General features: G+C 61.5%; 15 protein-coding genes. 13 read left to right on the forward strand and 2 right to left on the reverse strand.

All coding sequences use genetic code 11. From position 1 onward, the window contains the following. Positions 1-6: 6 nt before the first annotated feature. From tssE to HKK57_RS22135, 13 genes are read left to right on the forward strand one after another with little or no spacing between them, the layout of a single operon-like run. The gene (gene tssE, locus HKK57_RS22075; protein ID WP_104912489.1) at positions 7-426 is read left to right on the forward strand and encodes a type VI secretion system baseplate subunit TssE; all 420 of its coding nucleotides are present in this window, start codon (positions 7-9) and stop codon (positions 424-426) included. Continuing rightward, positions 416-2,185, forward strand: a complete 1,770-nt coding sequence (gene tssF, locus HKK57_RS22080; RefSeq protein ID WP_169390773.1) for a type VI secretion system baseplate subunit TssF — start codon at positions 416-418, stop codon at positions 2,183-2,185. The genes tssE and tssF overlap by 11 nt, the downstream gene beginning before the upstream one ends. Then, the gene (gene tssG, locus HKK57_RS22085; RefSeq protein ID WP_169390774.1) at positions 2,149-3,165 is read left to right on the forward strand and encodes a type VI secretion system baseplate subunit TssG; all 1,017 of its coding nucleotides are present in this window, start codon (positions 2,149-2,151) and stop codon (positions 3,163-3,165) included. The genes tssF and tssG overlap by 37 nt, the downstream gene beginning before the upstream one ends. Before the next feature lie 2 nt (positions 3,166-3,167). Beyond that, positions 3,168-5,741 (forward strand): type VI secretion system ATPase TssH, encoded by a 2,574-nt coding sequence (tssH, locus tag HKK57_RS22090; protein ID WP_169391234.1) that lies wholly within the window; start codon positions 3,168-3,170, stop codon positions 5,739-5,741. Then, on the forward strand, positions 5,741-7,264 hold the full coding sequence (locus HKK57_RS22095; protein ID WP_169390775.1) for a sigma-54 interaction domain-containing protein: 1,524 nt from the start codon (positions 5,741-5,743) through the stop codon (positions 7,262-7,264). The genes tssH and HKK57_RS22095 overlap by 1 nt, the downstream gene beginning before the upstream one ends. Positions 7,265-7,305: 41 nt before the next feature. Next, the gene (locus HKK57_RS22100) at positions 7,306-7,443 is read left to right on the forward strand and encodes a type VI secretion protein TagU (protein ID WP_169390776.1); all 138 of its coding nucleotides are present in this window, start codon (positions 7,306-7,308) and stop codon (positions 7,441-7,443) included. A 15-nt stretch (positions 7,444-7,458) separates the two neighbouring features. After that, positions 7,459-8,586, forward strand: a complete 1,128-nt coding sequence (tagH, locus tag HKK57_RS22105; RefSeq protein WP_169390777.1) for a type VI secretion system-associated FHA domain protein TagH — start codon at positions 7,459-7,461, stop codon at positions 8,584-8,586. A gap of 5 nt (positions 8,587-8,591) precedes the next feature. Beyond that, positions 8,592-9,077, forward strand: a complete 486-nt coding sequence (gene tssJ / locus HKK57_RS22110; protein ID WP_070994223.1) for a type VI secretion system lipoprotein TssJ — start codon at positions 8,592-8,594, stop codon at positions 9,075-9,077. Between the two features lies 1 nt (position 9,078). Further along, positions 9,079-10,401 carry a type VI secretion system baseplate subunit TssK gene (gene tssK / locus HKK57_RS22115; RefSeq protein ID WP_169390778.1) on the forward strand — a complete coding sequence of 441 codons (1,323 nt, stop codon included), beginning with the start codon at positions 9,079-9,081 and terminating at the stop codon, positions 10,399-10,401. 4 nt (positions 10,402-10,405) lie between these two features. Next, the gene (icmH, locus tag HKK57_RS22120; protein ID WP_169390779.1) at positions 10,406-11,272 is read left to right on the forward strand and encodes a type IVB secretion system protein IcmH/DotU; all 867 of its coding nucleotides are present in this window, start codon (positions 10,406-10,408) and stop codon (positions 11,270-11,272) included. Between the two features lie 15 nt (positions 11,273-11,287). Continuing rightward, on the forward strand, positions 11,288-14,686 hold the full coding sequence (gene tssM, locus HKK57_RS22125; RefSeq protein ID WP_169390780.1) for a type VI secretion system membrane subunit TssM: 3,399 nt from the start codon (positions 11,288-11,290) through the stop codon (positions 14,684-14,686). Continuing rightward, positions 14,683-15,414 carry a PP2C family protein-serine/threonine phosphatase gene (locus HKK57_RS22130; protein WP_029291217.1) on the forward strand — a complete coding sequence of 244 codons (732 nt, stop codon included), beginning with the start codon at positions 14,683-14,685 and terminating at the stop codon, positions 15,412-15,414. Before tssM ends, HKK57_RS22130 begins: the two co-directional genes overlap by 4 nt. Beyond that, the gene (locus tag HKK57_RS22135; protein ID WP_169390781.1) at positions 15,411-16,298 is read left to right on the forward strand and encodes a serine/threonine-protein kinase; all 888 of its coding nucleotides are present in this window, start codon (positions 15,411-15,413) and stop codon (positions 16,296-16,298) included. The genes HKK57_RS22130 and HKK57_RS22135 overlap by 4 nt, the downstream gene beginning before the upstream one ends. Here the strand turns inward: HKK57_RS22135 and HKK57_RS22140 are convergent. Together HKK57_RS22140 and HKK57_RS22145 are read right to left on the reverse strand one after the other, a co-directional pair. Then, complete coding sequence (locus tag HKK57_RS22140) at positions 16,295-16,633, reverse strand: DUF6388 family protein (protein WP_092237085.1); 339 nt, start codon at positions 16,631-16,633, stop codon at positions 16,295-16,297. The two genes, HKK57_RS22135 and HKK57_RS22140, sit on opposite strands and share 4 nt — an antisense overlap. 32 nt (positions 16,634-16,665) lie before the next feature. Next, positions 16,666-16,878 carry a hypothetical protein gene (locus HKK57_RS22145; RefSeq protein ID WP_224791085.1) on the reverse strand — a complete coding sequence of 71 codons (213 nt, stop codon included), beginning with the start codon at positions 16,876-16,878 and terminating at the stop codon, positions 16,666-16,668. Positions 16,879-17,182: the final 304 nt, after the last annotated feature.

The following is a 17,182-nucleotide window of genomic DNA, read 5'->3' on the forward strand; positions in this document are numbered from 1 at the left end:
CTTGAGATGAGTCAGTACAGCGGTCTCCTTGAGCGCCTTGCCGGTACTGCGCCTGCGTTGGCGGGGCGCACGCCACGCGCCTGCGTTGCGGCATCGGTGGCCACCCACTTGGGTAACATGCTCAGCACCCGGGCAGGCAGTGTGCAGACGCTGCCTGACTACGGTTTGCCGGACCTGAATGATATGCGCCTGAGCCTGCACGAGTCCCTGAGCCAGGCACGCTTTCTGATCGAACGCTTCATCGCGGCCTACGAGCCGCGCCTGAGCAATGTCCGGGTCGTCGCATTACCCCAGGGTCGCGATCCGTTGGCGCTGGCCTTTGATATCCAGGGCGCGCTGAATATCGACGGGGTCATGCAGGACGTGGTGTTTAGCGCAAGCCTGGCCGGCAGTGGACGCGTGGAGGTCGCCCCAGGTGTCCTTTAACCGCTATTACCAAAGTGAACTCAATGCCTTGCGGCAATTGGGGCGGCGCTTCTGCGAACGCAACCCGGCGCTTGCCCCATTCCTCGGGGACAGAGGCCGGGACCCGGATGTAGAGCGTTTGCTTGAGGGCTTTGCGTTCCTGACGGGCCGCCTGCGACAGAAACTCGATGATCAGTTGCCGGAGCTCAGCCATTCGTTGATGCACCTGTTGTGGCCCAACTACATGCGACCAATACCCGCGTTCAGCATGTTGCAGTTTGCGCCGCTGTTGCGCGCAGGGCCCGGTATTACGGTCGAGCGCGATACACCGGTGGAAAGCGTGGCGATCGAGGGTGAGCGCTGCCGTTTTCGTACGTGTTATGTAACGCAGGTGCTGCCACTTGAACTCACAGCGCTGGATTACTCCGCGCAAGGCAAGGGGGCCTTGCTGAGCCTGCGCCTGGAGATGACCGCCGAAGGGTATGTGGGCGAACTGGCACTTGAACACCTGCGCTTGCATCTTGCCGGGGAGCGCTATGTCAGCCAGATGCTTTACGTGAGCCTGCTGCGTCACCTGCAGGGCATTGAGCTGCTGCTGCTCGATGGTGAGTGCAAACCCCTGCAGGGGCGCGACGGTCAGGTCCTGTCGTTACCATTACCGGCTTCTGGCGTTCGGCCCGCCGGTTTTTCCCAAGACGAGGCGCTGCTGCCCTATCCGCCGAATGCCTTCACCGGGTATCGGCACCTACAGGAGTATTTCGCGTTTCCTGACAAGTACCTGTTTGTCGACGTCAATGGCCTGGATGTGCTGCAAAGCTTGCCGGATGACCTGCTCAAGCAGGCTCGGGGTTTGGAGTTGCGCTTCAAGCTGCGTCAGCGCAATCCCGAGCAGGTGCTCCCCACAGTGGACAACGTGAAGCTGTTTTGCACGCCGGTGGTCAACCTGTTCAAACACGATGGGGTACCGATCCGACTGGATGGCAAGCAGGACGAGTACCTGCTGCAGGGAACTGACTACGCACCAGGCCACTGCGGGGTGTTCTCCGTAGACCAGGTCACGGGATGGCGTCCGGGTGGCCTGGGCTACCAGACCTATGTGCCGTTCGAGTCGTTCGAGCACGATCAGCAGACGGCGAGCTACAGCATTCGCCAGCGGCCCTCGGTGCAACACACCGGCCTGGATACTTACCTGAGCTTTGGCATTCGTCAGTCCCAGGAGCAGGAAACCCTGTCCGTCGAACTGACCTGTACCAACCATGATTTGCCGCGCAAATTGCGGATCGGTGACATCAACCAAGCCTGTGAACAAACACCCGAGTTCCTGTCCTTTCGCAATATCACGGTCGCCACCCCTGGCATCGCGCCTCCGCTGGACAGCGGTTTTCTGTGGAAGCTGATCAGCAACATGTCGCTCAACTACCTGTCCCTGAGCGATATCAATGCGCTGAAAGTGGTGCTCGAAACCTATGACTTGCCGCGCTACCACGATCGCCAGGCCGAAAAAGTCAGCATCCGTCGGTTGGGTGGATTGCGCTCCATAAGCCAGCGCCCCATCGACCGGTTGCATCGTGGCTTGCCGATTCGGGGGGTGGCAATCGACCTGATCGTCGATCTCCAGCACTTTCTCGGAGAGGGCGATTTGTTTGTATTTGCTTCAGTCCTCAACGAGTTTTTTGCGCTGTACGCGAGCCTTAACTCGTATCACGAACTGCGTGTCACCAACACACAAGGAGAGGTGTATCTATGGCCATCCCGGATGGGCCAGCAAGCCCTGCTTTAACCGAATTATCCCGGACCATTCGCGAGTATTCGCTGTTCCAGGCGGTCTCGCAGGTCATTGAGCGTATACGCGATGCCCACCCCGCCCTTGACGATGAGGCGCTTTATGAGCACCTGGAGTTCCAGGCTAATCCGGGGCTGGGGTTTCCCGGCAACGACATTGACCGAGTGACATTTTTTGTCGAGCGCGGGCAACTACGGGCACGCATGCGCCTCAACGTATTGGGGCTGGTGGGGGCAAACTCGCCACTGCCGGCATTCTATGCCGAATACGCATTGAGCGAGCGTGCGGGCGGTAATCCTGTCGCGGATTTCCTCGATGTGTTTCACCACCGTTTGCATCGGCTGATGCTGCCTCTGTGGCGCAAGTACCGCTACCGGGTGTGCTTTCGAGCGGGTGCCAGCGACTCGTTTTCAGAGCAGATGTTTGCCCTGATAGGCCTGGGCGGCCGGGCCATACGCAGTGCGACACAACTGGATTGGAATCGCTTGCTGCCCTACCTGGGTTTGCTGGGTATGCGCGCCCATTCGGCGGCGCTTATCGAAACGGTGCTGCGTTACTACTTCAAACACTCGCAGCTGATGATCGAGCAATGCGTCAAGCGCAAGGTGGTGATTGCCCCCAGGCAATGCAACCAATTGGCGCAAGCGAACAGTCGCCTGGGGCAGGACCTGGTCCTTGGGCGGCAGGTTGTGGATCGTGCCGGCAAGTTCAGGGTGCATCTGCAGGACCTCGACTGGCAGCGTTTTCATGACTTTTTACCTGGCGGCGCAAGCTACTCGCCGCTGTGCGCGCTGGTTCGTTTCGCCGTCCGCGACCCTCTGGACTTCGACCTGCGCCTGGCCCTGCGCCCCGGCGAGGTGCGGGCGCTGCATATAGGCCAACGCAATGTGTGCCGGCTGGGATGGACCAGTTGGATGGGGCAGGCGCGCGCGGATGGCGTGCTCATTCTGGCCAGTCAACTCGGGAGCGACGGATGAATATGATGAATGTGGATTTGCAGCAATTGATTCGTGTGCTGGCGCCTCAGACTCGCCATGACCTGGAGCACGCCGCCGCACGCTGTGTGGCCCGTGGGGGCGCCGAAGTCCTGGTGGAGGATGTCTTGCTGGCGCTGCTGGAGCGCCCACAAGGGCTGCTGGCGCGTGCTCTGCAAGACGCTGGCGTTGAACTGGGCGAACTGCAAGCGACACTGCAGCCCAGGATGGGGCAGGGGACTACGCGCAACCCGGTGTTCGCACCGCTGCTGGTGCAATGGCTGCAGCAAGCGCTGGTCGTTGCCCAGTTGGAGTTGGCGCAATCGAATGTCAGTGACGCGGCCTTGATCCTTGCCTTGTTGCGTAACCCACTGCATCACGCAGGCAGCCGCTATCAGGTGTTGTTGGCCCGCCTCGATGGGCAGCGCCTGCTTGAGTTTGCCTTGAGCGACCATGCCGAAGCTTCCCGTACACCCGCTTGTGCCCAGCATGAATCACTGTTGCAGCGTTTCACCCATGACCTGACCCAGCAGGCCCGTGAAGGGCGGGTCGACCCGGTGTTGTGCCGGGACGCAGAGATCGCGCAGTTGATCGATATCCTGGCACGCCGGCGCAAGAATAACCCGATCATTGTGGGTGAGGCCGGTGTCGGCAAGACCGCGCTGGTCGAGGGGCTGGCCAGGCAGATTGCCCAGGGACAGGTGCCACCGGCGCTCAAGGAGACCCGCCTGCTGATCCTCGATATGGGGCTGTTGCAGGCGGGCGCCAGCATCAAGGGCGAGTTCGAACGGCGGCTCAAGGGCGTTATCGAGGAGGTCAATGCCGCGTTGGTGCCGGTGATCCTGTTCATTGACGAGGCACACACCTTGATCGGTGCCGGTGGCTCGGCGGGCAGCGGCGATGCGGCGAACCTGCTCAAGCCAGCGCTGGCTCGTGGCGAGCTGCGTACCATCGCTGCTACCACCTGGTCGGAGTACAAGAAGTACTTCGAAAAGGATCCGGCACTGGCCCGACGCTTTCAGCCGGTGCATGTACATGAGCCGAGTGTCGATGAGGCGGTGACGATCCTGCGCGGTCTCACTTCGGTGTATGAAGCCAGCCACGGCGTGTACGTGCGCGATGACGCCGTGGTTGCCGCCGCGCAGTTGTCGGCACGCTACCTGGCCGGGCGCCAGTTGCCCGACAAAGCCGTGGATGTGCTCGATACCGCCTGCGCCCGCGTGCGCATCAGCCTCGTCACAGCCCCACCGGCGTTGCAGGCCGTGGCTACCCAATTGGCGCAAAGTACTGGTGAGTACCGGGCGCTTTGCCGCGACAGGGATGCCGGGTTGCCCATTGATCCAGGTGCGCTGCAGGTCCTGGCTGCGCGCCTGGACGCCGCCGGTTGCGAACATGAGCAGCTCACGCAGGCCTGGACGCGTCAGCGCGAGATGGCCGAGCGGGTGCTGGCCCTGCGCATGCAGTTGAATCAAGCCAGGCAGGCAGGCCAGGCCATCGACGTGCTTGAGCAGCAACTGTGCGAAGCCCATGGCAGCTTGCTGGCCGAGCAATCGCGGCAGCGCCTGGTGAGTTTCGAAGTATGCCCGCGGCTGGTGGCGCAAGTGATCAGTGCCTGGACCGGGATTCCATTCAGCCAAGTGGCTTGCGAACACAGCGTCAAGGTGCTCGACTTCGCTACCGATCTGCGTACGCGCATTCTCGGCCAGGAACAGGCGGTACAGATGCTGGACCGTTCGATGCGTGCGGTTGCGGCGGGCATCAACCGTGCCGATGCACCCGTGGGCGTGTTTCTGCTGGTCGGCCCCAGTGGGGTTGGCAAGACGCAGACGGCACTGGCCTTGGCCGACCTGTTGTATGGCGGCGAACGGTTCCTGACCACCATCAACATGTCCGAGTACCAGGAGAAGCATTCGCTGTCGCGCCTGATTGGCGCTCCGCCCGGGTATGTCGGTTATGGCGAGGGCGGTGTGCTGACCGAAGCCGTCAGGCAAAAGCCCTATTCGGTGGTGCTGCTCGATGAGGTCGAGAAAGCACACTTGGGTGTCATGAACCTGTTCTACCAGATCTTTGACAAAGGGCGGGCCAATGATGGCGAGGGGCGCGAGATCGACTTTCGCAACACGCTGATTCTGATGACCTCCAACCTTGGCAGCGACTGCACCATCGACCTGTGCGGCGCTACGCAGCGTCCCAGCGCACAAGTATTACAGGACGCCCTTGCGCCGCTGCTCAATCAGCATTTCAGGCCGGCACTGCTGGCCCGCATGCGTGTCGTGCCGTACTACCCACTGAGCGGTGCGGTGCTACGGGAGTTGGTACAAAGCAAGTTGCAGTGCCTGGGCCAACGTCTGCTGCAGCGGCACCTCGCATTCAGCTATTGCCCGCGATTGGTCGATTACCTGGCAGAGCGCTGTACCCACAACGGCAGTGGCGCGCGGTATGTCGATCAATGGATCGATAGCCATCTATTGCCCCTGATAGTCGATCGCCTGCTTGAAGCAATGGCCAGGGATGAGCATGTGCAGCGCGCCCACGCCATGCTGGACGGCGACGATCACCTCACCTGTGAGTTTGCGTGATGAGGGATACCCCATTGTTACAGGCACCGGACGTTGCCGAACAACTGGTGCAGTGGCTCATGCGCCTGGGCCTCGATAGCGATAGGGCAGGTATGCCTGGCAACCTTGCCCATGCCGCCGCGCAGTTGAGCCAGTGCTCGCTCAGCCAGGTGTACCTGTCAGATGAAGCGGGTCATGGTTTGTTCCTGGCGGCCGAACATAGGCCGCAAGCAGGGCCGTGGGAAATCGGTGCAGGCGCTGAAGTGGATCAGCAGGGCCAGCAATTGCTGCGGTTCGCCCTGGAACATAAGCGTCCCCTGAGCCTCTGCGGCCTGCAAGACAGCATGTATGACACCGCTTTCATTCCATCAGGCCTGGTGCCATGGCAGTCGCTGTTGTGCGTCCCACTCATCCATCACCACCTACCGGTGAGGGGCATGCTGCTATGCGTCACGGAGCGCGCCCTGGACCTGCAGTCGTACGCCACGCCACTGGGGCAGTTGGGGGTTTTTGCGTTGCGCCAGCGGGCGCTGCTACAGGAGCCCGGTCGGCCAGCGGCGGCCCATCAGGCGCTCGGTAGCGTAGTGCGTCCCGCAGGCCTTGGCCTGATTGGCAACAGCGCAGCGATGGATGATACCTGCCGCTTGATCGGCAAGGTGCTGGACAGCACCTACACCGTGCTCCTGCGCGGTGAAACCGGTACGGGCAAGGAGGTGGTCGCCAGGGCGATCCATGCCATGGGCCCGCGCCGATCCAAGGCGTTTGTCGTACAAAACTGCGCGGCATTCCCGGAGGGGTTGCTCGAAAGCGAACTGTTTGGCTATCGCAAAGGTGCCTTTACTGGTGCTGACCGTGACCGTCCTGGGCTGTTCGATGCTGCCGACGGCGGTACGTTGCTGCTCGATGAAATCGGCGATATGCCCCTGTCACTGCAAGCCAAATTGCTGCGGGTATTGCAGGAGGGGGAAATCCGCCCGCTGGGAGCCAGCACCGCCCATAAAGTGGATGTGCGCATCGTTGCCGCCACCCACCGTGACCTTCGTGCGATGGTGGCCCAGGGCAGTTTTCGTGAGGATCTCTACTATCGTCTCGCCCAGTTCCCGATCGAGCTGCCGGCGTTGCGCCAACGTGAAGGCGATATACGAGAGTTGGCCCGGCACTTCGCAGGTAAAGCCTGCGCCACCCAGGGGCGATCACCGGTGTCTTGGTCAAACCAGGCGCTGGACCAGCTTTCCTGCCACAGCTTCCCCGGCAACGTGCGTGAACTTAAATGCCTGGTGGAACGTGCCGTGTTGATGTGCGACGAGGGGGTAATCCTGCCGCAACATCTCATGCTGCCACTGGCGTCACCCGCACAGGCCACCGACGCAACGCTGCGCCAACGCCTTGAGCGCGTCGAGCGGGGCTTGCTGATTGATTGCCTGCACAAGAATCGCGGCAATCGTACCCGTACCGCCCGCGAGCTGGGGGTTGCCCGGCGCACCCTGTTGTACCGCCTGGCGCGGCTGAATATCCCCTTTGGTGACGTCAAGGAAGGGTGCTGAATGTTCCGCTCAATCGAATTCAATTCAATGGGAGAGCCTTGATGGTTGTTTCTCGAGGGCAGGTATTGCTGCTTGGTCTGCTGGTGTTGGCGCTAAGTGGGTGCATGGCAAATTACGTGTTTGACGACGATGACTACCGGCCGCTGGGTGATCCACGGTCCCACCAGCGCGGGCAGTAAGCCAGGAGACCTTCTATGCAGTTGGTATTTGAATTATGTAGCCATGGGCCTGGCATACCCGGCGGCGCCCGCAATAAAGTCTTCGATGGCGCCGGAGGAGTGATTGGCCGTGGTGCCGATTGCGATTGGGTCATTGCCGACCACAGTCGCCAGTTGTCCAGCCATCATGCCTTGGTCAGCTTTCGCGACGGTCAGTATTTTCTGACTGACATCAGCAGCAATGGCATTTGCCTGGGGGACAGCGCCGTGCGTTTGCGCAAAGGCCAGGCTCGGCCTATCACCCCTGGCACTGTATTTCGCATGGGCCCGTTTGAAATTCGCGCGCAGCTGGTGGAGCGCTCGGGTGGTACGAGCCCTGGCGATAACCTGATTCCGGATGACGCGTTCCTGCAGCTGGATTCCGTGCGTGCCATGAATGACCCGGCCCCGCCGAGTGTGGCGTCGAACTGGACGGATACCAGCACTGTGGAGCGTCACCATGTGATTGTGCCGACCCTGGTCGAGCCTGCTGCGACGTGCGCGCCAGCCGCAGTGCATGTTCCGGCAGTCGATACGCATGAGCGGTTCTGGCGGGATTTTTCCGAGGCGCTAGGCGTGTGCCTGGAACCTCTCGACGAGCCTGGGCGACAAGCATTGGCAGTCAAGGCAGCTGGCTTGCTCAGGCAGGCAATCGAAGGGCTGCAACAGAACCTGCACACCCATCAAGAGCTGACAAGTGAATTGAACACCGCACTCGGTTGTGCACCAACCAGCGCCGAGCGTCCGTTGATGTGTGGCGCCCAAGCACTGGAGGCCATGTTGGTGGCCGATCGCCAGGGGCAGTTGCCCGCCGAACAGATGATTACCCAGGCCTATCGTGATTTGCAGGTTCACCAGGTCGCGGTGCTCGCTGGCTGTCGCGCGGCAATGCGCGGCGCTCTGGCAGCGTTTGCGCCAGGGCAACTGCTGGCTTGTTTCCAAAAGCAGGGCAACACGCCGTGGATCCCCAGCAGTGGCGCCTATTGGCGGGCTTATCTGGTTCATTACCAACGCCTGGTCGAGGAAGACGGTTGGACTGAGCGCTTACTCAGCGAGGACTTTGCCAACGCCTACACGGAACAGGTACGCCTGGTTTCCACCCTTCATAGCACCTGTTCTGGATGATCTGCATGTCACGCACCACCTCTGTTCTGCTACTCGCTGTGCTGGGGCTGTTGCCCGGCTGCAGCAATCTGTCTCCCTATTCGACGCTGACCAAGCTCGATCTGACGCTGGCCGCCAGTGATCTGGTCAACCCGGATCTGCATGGCCGGCCGTCACCGATCGTGGTGCGCCTGCTGGAACTCAGAAACCCGGTGGCCTTCGAGAACGCGGACTTTTTCAGCCTGTATGGCCGTGTCGAAAATACCTTGCCCAAGGACCTGGTCAGCAGCGAAGAGTGGGAACTGCGCCCCGGTGAACAGGTGACGCTCAAGCTCAGTGCAACGCCGGGCAGTCGCTATATCGGGGTGTTGGCCGCCTACCGTGATTTGCCCCAGGTGCGATGGCGTCATGTCGTGCCGTTGGCCGTCGAGTCACGGACCCGTGTCGATCTGGTACTCGACGAAACGGGCGTGCACGCGACGGATGTGCCGCCCGCCAAGGCAGGTGGCTGACATGCTGATTGATAAAGTGATCTGGCAGGAAGGCATGTTGCTGCGCCCTCAACACCTGCAGCACAACGACCGCTATTACCATCAGCAACTGGCGCGCCGCAGCCAATTGTCCCCGGGCTATGCCTGGGGGTTCTTGACATTGGAAATCGACCCGCAATACCTCGATATGGGCAAGGTGGTCGTCAATCAGGCCAGTGGGGTATTGCCTGACGGGACCCTGTTTGAGATGGCCGCGCCGCTGGTGATGGAAGTCCCAGCCAACAGCGCCAGCCAGGCGCTGTACCTGGCCCTGCCCATGCTCGCCGGCCATGCGGTCGAGGTTCGTCACCCGGCGCAGACTGACGTATTGGCCCGCTATAGCAGCTACGAAGTGGAGGTAGGAGACGCCAATGCCGGGGAAGACACGCGCTGCGCCATCACCTGCGCACGCGCGGATTTTCGCTTGGTGCTGGGCGATGATCACGACGTCCAGACCTACGTCAGACTCAAAGTCGCACAAGTCCTGGATTGCGACGCCCAAGGCGTTGTGCAGCTCGATAGCGCATTCTCCCCGACGTTCATGCACCTGCATGACTCGCCATTTTTGCTGTCGTGCCTCAAGGAGGTGGTCAGCCTGTTGGCGTTTCGCGCTGATGCGATTGCCGAGCGCTTGCAGGACGCGGGCCAGGCGGCGGGGGCCGAAATGGGGGACTTCTTGATGTTGCAGTTGATCAACCGAATGGAGTTGACCCTGCGACACTGCCTGGACCAGGCCCGTGTGGGCCCCGATGTGCTGTATCAAACCCTGCTTGGGCTGCTGGGGGAGCTTTCGACATTTTCCAGCACGACAAAGCGCGCCTGTTTTGAAGGGCGTTACCGACATAGTGACCAGGGGCCGAGCTTTCGTGAATTGATGGCCGCGATTCGTTCGGTCCTGTCGATGGTGCTGGAGCAACATGCCATTGAACTGGTGCTGCAGTCGCGCCAATACGGCGTGCTGGTGTGCCCGGTCAATGGCCTGAACCTGCTGGGTTCGGCGACCTTCATTCTGGCGGTCAGCGCGCACTGCGATTCTGAGGTGTTGCGCCAGCGGCTGCCGGCGCACCTGAAAGTCGGGCCTGTGGAGCGGATACGCGAGTTGGTCAACCTGCACCTGGCGGGGATTCAGGTCAAGCCGATGCCTGTGGCACCACGGCAGATCCCGTTCCATGCCGAGAAAACCTATTTCATGCTCGAACTCAGCGCCCGTGACCTGGAGCAGTTGGAGCACTCAGGTGGGTTCGCCTTCCATGTGAGTGGTGAGTTTGTCGATCTTGAATTGAAATTCTGGGCTATCAGGAACTGAACCCATGACTACAGAAAATGCATACCCGCAGGACGACAGAACGATCCTGCTGGACCGTCAGGGTGTCGGTCCGGCGCAGGGCGCCATGACGGATTTCGAGGCGCCACCGCGCTTTGAGCAGCTTGAGGACCGAATGATCTATGCCGCTCATTTGCACGGCGCCCAGCACTTCAGGCTTGGTCTCAACCCTCTGGTGACGTTGGCCTGGGACCTGCTGTCGGAGGTGGTTCGACTCAAGGGCAGCCCGGCCCGTGAAGGCCTGCGCGCACTCAATGAACGTTTGTCTGCGGGTATTACGCACTTTGAAAACCAGGCCCGGCACGAGGCAATCCTCGACAGCCAGATCATGGCGGCGCGTTATGTGTTGTGCAGCGTAATAGACGAGGCAGTGGTCACCACGGCATGGGGTAGCCAGAGCGACTGGTCACAAACAAGCCTGTTGAGCCGTTTCCACAACGAAACCTTTGGCGGCGAAAAATTCTTCGAACTGCTTGAGCGACTGTCCAGGGACCCGATCAAGCACCTGGCGATGCTGGAGCTGATGTACCTGTGCCTGGCGCTGGGCTTTGAAGGCAAGTACCGGGTCTTGGAACGTGGGCTGCTGCAATTGGACGGTATTCGTGACGCGTTGTACCGACAGATCATCCATGTGCGCGGTGACACGCCCCAGGCCACCGGCGCCGGGCAATCGTCCAGCGCTGCTCCCCGGCAGGCGATACGTATTGTTTCTGCAACCTGGGTTTGGCTCGCCGTCGCGATCGGCCTGGCCATCCTGTATTCGGGGTTCGCCTGGGTACTTGGAGAACAGCGCGAGAGCGTGCTGCAGCCCTATCTGCCGAGTACCACCGACATCACCCGGACACTGCTTTAACGCAGGGAGCAATCAATGAAAAGTCTATTCAAAAAGCTGGCCGCTGCCCTGGGGCTGACCTGGGTCTGGAGCCTGCTGCTGGTGTTGTTGCTGGCGTGTGTGGTGTGGTGGATCGGGCCGCTGCTGGCGGTGGATGACCGGCGTTTCTGGCTTGGCGCGACTTCGCGCCTGCTGACCATCAGTGGATTGTTCCTGGCCTGGGGCCTGACGATGGTTTTCGTCAATCGGCGCGACGCCGTGCAACCCTTTGCAGATGATGCCGGCCCGGGCCAGGTGAATTCCAAACAGCGCAAGGGACTTGTGGAGCACGAGCACAACAACGTTCGCGGCCGTTTCACGGAGGCGCTACAGGCCCTCAAGATGTCGCGACGCTATGGCAAGCGCGGTAAGCGCTGGCGCAACGAATTGCCCTGGTACCTGGTGATGGGGTGCATTGCCAGTGGCAAGACCCGGCTGTTGCAGGCCGGTGGGCTGCAACAGCCGCTGGATCGCGTTGACTCCGGGGCCCCGCACGCAGAGGGCGCAGTGCGTCATTGCGAGTGGTATTTTGCCGAGCAAGGGGTTTTGATCGAAACCCCGGCGCGCTACCTGACACACGTCGATGCGGACGTTGATAGCGGTGGCTGGGCGACCCTGTTAAATCTGCTGAAGGCCCGCCGTCGCGCGCGTCCGCTCAGTGGCGTGCTGCTGACGCTATCAGTCGATAGCTTGCTCAATGGCAGCGAGCAGGAACTGAGCGTCGCTGCGCGCCAATTCAACAGTCGCCTTCACGATTTACAACAGACCTTGCACGTGGAGCTGCCGGTCTATCTGGTGCTGACGCAGGCCGATCATTTGCCTGGCTTTACCGAGTTTTTCGAGCACACGCAAGGGCATGCCCATGATGACCTATGGGGCGAGCCCATCTTGTCCGGCAAGACCGGGACCGATATTGCCGAAGTACGCCAGGCCTTTGAAACCTTGCTGCAGCGCTTGAGCGCGGAACTGATCCAGCGCCTGCATCTGGAGCGCAATGGCGAGCGCCGGGGCCGGATGTTGGACTTTCCCCGGCAGGTGGCGCAGATCGGTGAGCGGCTGTGTCTGTTTATCGAACTGGCGTTTTCTGCTCACCGTTACCAGCGCGTCAACGCATTGCGCGGTGTCTACTTGACCAGCTCCGGCAACGCTGCACACAGCCGTCCACGGTTTATCCAGGGCCTGTTCAAGCGGGTGGTGTTCGGTGACGTCGACCTGGCAGGCCTGGACCAGCGGGAGCGGGTGCACATCCGTCGCCGCCAGAGAGGCTTGGCGCTGGCCGCGTTCCTGGTGCTTGGAGGCATGGGTTCGTTGTGGATGTACAGTTATTCGCAGAACCATCAACGGCTGGAGCAACTGCGCGAGTTGGCGCGACCGCCCGTGCCTGGGCAGGCGGCAGAAGACCCGGTTTTGGCGATGGTTGCGTTACTGGACAGTCGATTGGCAGCCACCCAGGTCTTTGCTGCGCCGCGAGGCGCGGGTTGGTGGCAGTTCGCGGGCCTGTTCCAGGGCAGCATGAGCCGCCCGGTACTGGACACGGCGTACCAGCAGGCACTGCTGCAACACCTGCTGGCACGGGTCAGCGAGATGTTGGAGGACCAGGTACGCAACAGTGTGCATGACCGTCAGCAACTGCTTGTCAGCCTGCGGGCGTACCTGATGCTCAACCTGCCCGAGCACCGCGACAAACCCTGGTTGATGGATCGAGTCGCCGGGTTGTGGTCGGGGCACTACCCGGCGGACCCTGGGTTGCAGGCACGGTTGAACGCACATTTCGCGCAATTGCTCGAACAGCCCTTTGTGCGACCGCTCGACGAAACACTGGTCGCCCATGCCCGTCAGGTCTTGAAGGTGCAACCCCTGGCGGGCGTGGTCTACCGCCTGCTGCGCGAACAGGGTTCGGAGCTTGAACCCTACCGTTTCACCCAGCATCTGGACCCGCATGAGCAGGTATTCGCCGGCATCGACCAGCCGATCCCAGGCTTCTTCACCCAGCATGGCTACCGTCAGTTCTTTGCGGTACAGGGGAGCCGGATGGTCGATACCATCGTGCGCGACAACTGGGTACTGGGAGAGGGCACGCAACTGAGTGCAACGGGCTTGCGCCAACTGATGGTCGAGCTGGAACAGCACTATTTCAGCGACTACGCCCAGGCCTGGGGCGCCGCACTGGGCCAGGTGCGCTTGCAGCAAAGCGATAGCACCCGACAGGTTGCCGGGCAGTTGGCGAGCCTGACGTCCGCGCGTTCGCCATTAGTGCAGTTACTGCAGCAAGTCAGGGAAAACACCCGCTTTGCAAGCCCGGTCGAGCGCCTGGAAGCGCTCCAGCCGGGCTCGCCAGTGGCCCAGACCGTCTTGGACAATGTTGCGCAACGTGCGCCCGACAACGCACAGCGCGCACTGCAGCGGCGCTTTGAAGCCCTGCATCACTTGCTCGATGAGCAGGACAACCCAGGGCCTGCGTTGTCCCAGATGCTGCAAACCCTCAACCAACTGCAGGCGCAGTTGGCCGCCCTTGGTCGGGAAAGCCAGCCTGAGCGGGCGGCCTTTGAGATGGTCAAGCGGCGCATGCAGGGGCAACAGGATGCTTTGGGCAACCTGCGCAATGCCACGGAGCGCCTGCCCGCAGCCCTCCACGGTTGGCTGGCCGCCATGGCCGACGACAGTTGGCGCCTGGTGCTCGATGATGCTTATCGTCACCTCAATCGGCGTTATCAGAGCGAGGTGTATGGGTTCTATTCTTCTGCGATCAAACAGCGCTACCCGTTCAGTGCCCATGCCAGTAGCGACGTTGCGCTCAACGATTTCCGCGAGTTTTTCAAACCCCAAGGGTTGATGGCGCGGTTCCTGGATGAGGATCTGCGGCCTTTTGTGATTGGCGATGGCCATCGCTATCGGTTGCGCAGCCTGGATGGCCGTAGCCTGCCGATGTCACGGGCGTTGCTGGAGCAACTGGCAAAGGCGCGCACTATCCGCCAGGCATTCTTTGCCGATGACCCGAGTGAACCCGGGGTGCGCTTTACGTTGGCGCCCTACAGCCTGGATCCCACGGTCAGCCGGGCGACCCTGCGATTCGGTGACCAACAGATGGAGTACCGCCACGGGCCGATCGTGCCGATGCTGTTCCAGTGGCCAACCACCGTCGAGGACGGTCGCAGCAGCCTGGTACTGGAAGGCATGGCGCAGCGGCCAATGGGTATCGAAAAAAACACCGGGCCATGGTCCCTGTTCCGCCTGTTCGACGTGCTGCAAGGCGAGCCGTCGAATGGACGTGATGCGCGGTTGCTCAAGGCCGATATCGGCGGCCTGCGCGCCAATTACCTGCTGACCAGCCAGCGCACGCCGAACCCGTTTGAAATGGCGACGTGGCGCACCTTCCGCATACCGGAGCAACTGTGAGCCCGCGGCTCGATGCCTGTAGCAGTGCAGGGCGCACAGATCGTGGCAAGGTCAGGCCGCGTAACGAGGATGCATTTCTTCAACACCCGCAGATGGGCTGTTGGGCGGTGGCCGATGGCATGGGTGGCCACCGCGCGGGGGATGTCGCCAGCCAGTGGGTGGTCGATAGCCTGGCTGCGCTGCCCAGCGGCGGCGGCCTCGATGCGCGGATCAAGAGAGTCTGCCTTTGCCTGCAATGGCTTGACCGGCGCTTGCGCCAGGAGATCACCGTAACCAGCTCGAATGTGGATTGCACCATGGGCAGTACGGTGGTGGTCCTGTTGCTGGAGGGGGATCGTGCCGTCTGCATCTGGGCCGGGGACAGCCGCTGTTATCTATGGCGCGAACGCACGTTGTACCAGTTGTCCCGCGACCACTCGCTACAGGAGCAACTGATGGTCGAGCAGCAGTTGAGCCCTGCACAGGCCCGCGCCCATCCGGCCGCGAATGCCTTGACCCGCGCGATCGGAGCCGATGAGCCGGTGGCGCTGGAGGTGTTGGAGCTGACCCATAACCCAGGAGATGTATTCCTGCTGTGCAGTGACGGCCTGTACCAGGCGCTGAGCCATGCCGAACTGGGTCAGGCGTTGAGCCTGGCAACCCCTGAGTCAATGCTGGATCGTTTGTTTGATGGGGTCCTGCGCGGTGAAGCGCGGGATAATCTGACGGCGGTGGTTATAAAACCATGATCGCAAAACAACCCCAGTCTAGCGCTCCGCCCGGCGCCAGAGCTTCTATGCCGAAGTTACTTGCCGGTCGCTATCACCTGGAGCGGGTGCTCGGGGTGGGTGGCATGGGCACCGTGTACCGGGCCCGTGACTTGCTCCATGAGCAATTCGGCGAACCGAGGCCCCGGGTGGCGCTCAAGGTCCTCAGTGAAAACCTTGCCCAGTCACAGGACGCGCACCTGCTGCTCTACAGCGAGTTTTCCCTGACCCGCTACCTGCGACATGAGCACGTGGTGCGGGTGTTTGCGTTTGACGTGGACACGGTCGCTGGGGTGGCGTTCTTTACCATGGAGTTGATGAGTGGCATGACTCTGGACCAATTGTTGCTCGACTGTCCGCGCGGGCTGTCCTGGCAGCAGTTGCGGCCTATTGCAACTGGGCTACTGGATGCGCTGGGTCATGTCCATCGACAAGGTGTGCTGCACGGCGATGTGAAACCCAGCAATGTCATGTTGGTGGATGACGGGCTGCGTCTGTTTGACTTTGGCCTGGCCCAAGCCACGGCTGCGCCGTTGACGGAGCTGGCGGCTTTGAATCCCCGGCGCTTCAGCGCCTGGACACCGGCCTACGCGGCCCCCGAACTGTTGGACGGCGCGCCGCTGTCGGCCAGCACGGAGCTCTATGCAACCGCGTGCCTGCTGTACGACTTGGCGCTGGGCGGGCGTAGTGCACAAGGAGAGCGGCGGGAGCCTCCTCGGCAACTGCCACGGCGTTGCTGGCCAGCGTTGCGGGTTGCGCTCAGTAGCAACCCGCAGCATCGAACCATCACCACCGACGAGTTGCAGGCAGCCATGCAGTGTGAACACTCGGTGGTGGGCCGCTGGTTCGCCGCCCGTGCTCGTTAAGAGGAGTGCTCAGCCAGGCCATGCAACTGACAGTACTCACCCCACTCCAGGCCCGCCATTTGAGCGACTTCCCTGTGCACCTCCAGGCGCCTGGCGGCGAACTCCTGCGGCGACTGGCTGATCAGTTGCAGTGTCAGCTCCCACGCAAACAGGTTCTGGGATTCTGCCTGGGCCTCGAAGGCTTCGTGCAAAAGCTCGCGGCGGTATTGCTCCATGGTCTGGCGCTTGGCCTGGGCGGCCAGAGGGTTGAGGGTGTCCAGTTCGGCGCGCAACTCGGGATGCTGGTTCAAAAAGATATCCAGGGCCAGTTGATGGTTTTCGCCAGGTTCAGACACGGGGTTGCTCCAGGAGTACAGGGGTTACAACGTCAGGATGAGGTTTGTTCGTAGCGGCTTTTGCGGCGGGCGCGTTTGCGCAGGCGATTGGCCGTCCACTGTTGCAGTGGATCGAGCAAGAAAAAGAACAGGTACGCGGCGAGTACCAGCGTCAAGTCGACCCAGGTCTTGCTGATAGGCCCTTGGACGGCTTCGACGGCGGCCTTGATCAAAAACAGTACGGCGACCCCACACAACCAGAGCACTACAGTGAAAACCAGAGGTCGTGCGCGATTTGAGATCCTGCGTTGCATGTTCAATACATCTCCCTGAGATTGCTGGGCCAGTCGGTGTGCCGACACCCGCGCGTGTAGAAGTGGTCTGCGGATCGATTCATTCGATACCGGCCTTTAGGTCGGTAGACCTGCTCAGCTCAAGACCTGTGTGGGTGACCATTGGTTCCGACAATAGCTGGCGCACCCACGGGCAGTACTGCCCTTAAGCGGGCTATTGTTTCAAAAAGCGTAGGAAATTACACCCTTGGCAGTGCGCCCGCAGGTATGGAGGGGC

Origin of the sequence: Pseudomonas sp. ADAK21, from assembly GCF_012935735.1 — a bacterium.
Lineage (GTDB): Bacteria > Pseudomonadota > Gammaproteobacteria > Pseudomonadales > Pseudomonadaceae > Aquipseudomonas > Aquipseudomonas proteolytica.

What these genes read in the sequence shown, in the direction of transcription:
- tssE (WP_104912489.1), top strand. Translation starts at nt 7, where the DNA reads ATGAGTCAGTACAGCGGTCTCCTTGAGCGCCTTGCCGGTACTGCGCCT.
- tssG (WP_169390774.1), top strand. Translation starts at nt 2,149, where the DNA reads ATGGCCATCCCGGATGGGCCAGCAAGCCCTGCTTTAACCGAATTATCC.
- tssH (WP_169391234.1), top strand. Translation starts at nt 3,168, where the DNA reads ATGATGAATGTGGATTTGCAGCAATTGATTCGTGTGCTGGCGCCTCAG.
- HKK57_RS22095 (WP_169390775.1), top strand. Translation starts at nt 5,741, where the DNA reads ATGAGGGATACCCCATTGTTACAGGCACCGGACGTTGCCGAACAACTG.
- HKK57_RS22100 (WP_169390776.1), top strand. Translation starts at nt 7,306, where the DNA reads ATGGTTGTTTCTCGAGGGCAGGTATTGCTGCTTGGTCTGCTGGTGTTG.
- tagH (WP_169390777.1), top strand. Translation starts at nt 7,459, where the DNA reads ATGCAGTTGGTATTTGAATTATGTAGCCATGGGCCTGGCATACCCGGC.
- tssJ (WP_070994223.1), top strand. Translation starts at nt 8,592, where the DNA reads ATGTCACGCACCACCTCTGTTCTGCTACTCGCTGTGCTGGGGCTGTTG.
- tssK (WP_169390778.1), top strand. Translation starts at nt 9,079, where the DNA reads ATGCTGATTGATAAAGTGATCTGGCAGGAAGGCATGTTGCTGCGCCCT.
- icmH (WP_169390779.1), top strand. Translation starts at nt 10,406, where the DNA reads ATGACTACAGAAAATGCATACCCGCAGGACGACAGAACGATCCTGCTG.
- tssM (WP_169390780.1), top strand. Translation starts at nt 11,288, where the DNA reads ATGAAAAGTCTATTCAAAAAGCTGGCCGCTGCCCTGGGGCTGACCTGG.
- HKK57_RS22135 (WP_169390781.1), top strand. Translation starts at nt 15,411, where the DNA reads ATGATCGCAAAACAACCCCAGTCTAGCGCTCCGCCCGGCGCCAGAGCT.